The 1,860-nt window shown below is 65.1% G+C and carries 2 pseudogenes; both read right to left on the bottom strand.

Features of this window, described 5'->3' with window-relative positions:
• Positions 1-145 precede the first annotated feature (145 nt).
• Positions 146-1,097: pseudogene (locus tag JCM25156_RS25125) on the bottom strand (hypothetical protein).
• A gap of 311 nt (positions 1,098-1,408) precedes the next feature.
• Positions 1,409-1,860 (bottom strand): annotated as a pseudogene (locus tag JCM25156_RS25120) (amino acid permease); the annotation flags it as partial.

The following is a 1,860-nucleotide window of genomic DNA, read 5'->3' as shown; positions in this document are numbered from 1 at the left end:
GCGGCGCGAACTGTGCCAGCGCGGTATTCTGGCGGCGGGCCACATGCGCCCGAAACAGGCGCGGATCCTGCTGGCGCTGGCGTTGATGGCCGGACAGGATGGCGACGCCATTCAGGCGCTGTTCGACATGCCCTGACCCACGCGGTCAGAACACGCTGTTGAACGCCACCTGTGGGAGATGACCCGCCCGGTATCATGCCCCGCGAACATGGCCGTCACCCCCACGATCACGCCAAAGCGGGGCGACCAGTTATATTCAACGGCGGGTGCGATCACCCAGTCCCCCGATGCTTCTCCACCGTGTGCTGGTATTTTCCCTGCGCGGTATAACCCCGCACGACCGCGCCATCGGCCCAGTCGCGCGCCAGATCCATGGCGATGACCCATTTCTGGCTGATGCCGTATTCCAGCGAAAATCCGCTCTCTCCATACATGCCCGGATGCGCCAGCCCCCGAAACCCGGCAGAGGTGCCATAACTGCTGGTATCGGCAATGCGGGCCTGCGTCAGCGCGCGGCGGAACGTGCCCCACATGCGCAGGCGCAGGGCGTGGTGGCCGGGCAGGATGTAGGTGGACTGCTCCGTCATCGCCACGCGGAATGTGTAGGTGCCCGTGCCCACGCCGTCCTCGTCACGGCCCAGCCTGCTGTAATCCCCCGTCGGGAACGCGACACCCGCGAACAGGCTGAGGGCGGGGATGAAGCGTTCGGGGTCGGCGTCGAGATAGCGCCACATCACATCCACCGGCAGGTCGCCCATCTTCAGGCCGCTGGTCGTGGCGTGCCCCCTGCGCCAGCCATAGGATATGGTGGGTGTCATCTGCAGGCTGATCGAATCGGTAATGGAGTATTTGTACAGCGTCAGGCTCGATACATCATGCGCCCGGTCACCAAGCGGCTGGCTCCGCCCCGCATGGTCCAGATAACCGACCGGCTGGCTGTAATAGAAATATGGCTCCCACGCGAATGTCCCCTTTTCCGTCAGCGCGCCGGAGGGGGAGATCAGGGAGCCGGTGTACCACTGGTCGAAATTCTCATGTGATCCCTGTGATCCGCCCATCCTGCCATTGCCGGTATTTTCCGCCCGAGCAGACGCCATGCTGGCGAGCAGGATGAGGCCGGACAGCACAACGCGGGGAGTGTTCCGGCTTGCACCCTGCCGGATATGGGGCCGCCGGAATGGGGGGCGGGGGCCGAAGGAGGGCGGAAAAAAGCTGCGCGACCCCGGCGCGTGATCGCGTGGGCGCGCCGTAAGGCAAGCATGGTGGACGGCCATTTCCTGGTGATTTTCCCGTGACGCATGGCTGTGCGGCACGGGGTCTGCTTATTGGGGGCAGGGATGTGACGGGTTGATATGCCCCATGGCGGGCCAGGACATCAAGACCCCACCCCGCTAATCGCGCAGCCGTGTTATGACAGGGAAATGGGAGGCGGCGCGGCAGGGCGGCGATGGTTCATGTATTTCCAGCCCAGCATCAGCAGCACCCCCACCACGGGCGCGCTGGCCACGGTGGCCGTGCCATTGGGGTAATCCAGCGCCATCAGCACGACCACGCAGCCCAGAAAGCCCAGCGTCAGCCACGAGGTGAAGGGAGCCCCCGGCATTTCAAACCCGGCGGAACGGATGCGTCCGTCGCGCACGGCCTGACGCAGCCTGATCTGGCTGAGCAGGATGAAGGCCCATGTGCTGATGATGCCCAGCGCCGCCATGTTGAGCACGATTTCGAACACCTGCGATGGCACGACATAGTTCAGCATGACCCCGGCCAGATAGACCGCGACCGTCAGGATGATGCCATTGGCGGGAACCGAACTGGCATTGAGCCGCGCCAGCGGCTCCGGCGCGGCGCCCCCCCAGCGCC

This window comes from Komagataeibacter kakiaceti JCM 25156 (genome assembly GCF_000613305.1).
The sequence above is the reverse complement of the archived record's forward strand: the minus strand, read 5'-3'. Positions and strand labels throughout refer to the sequence as shown.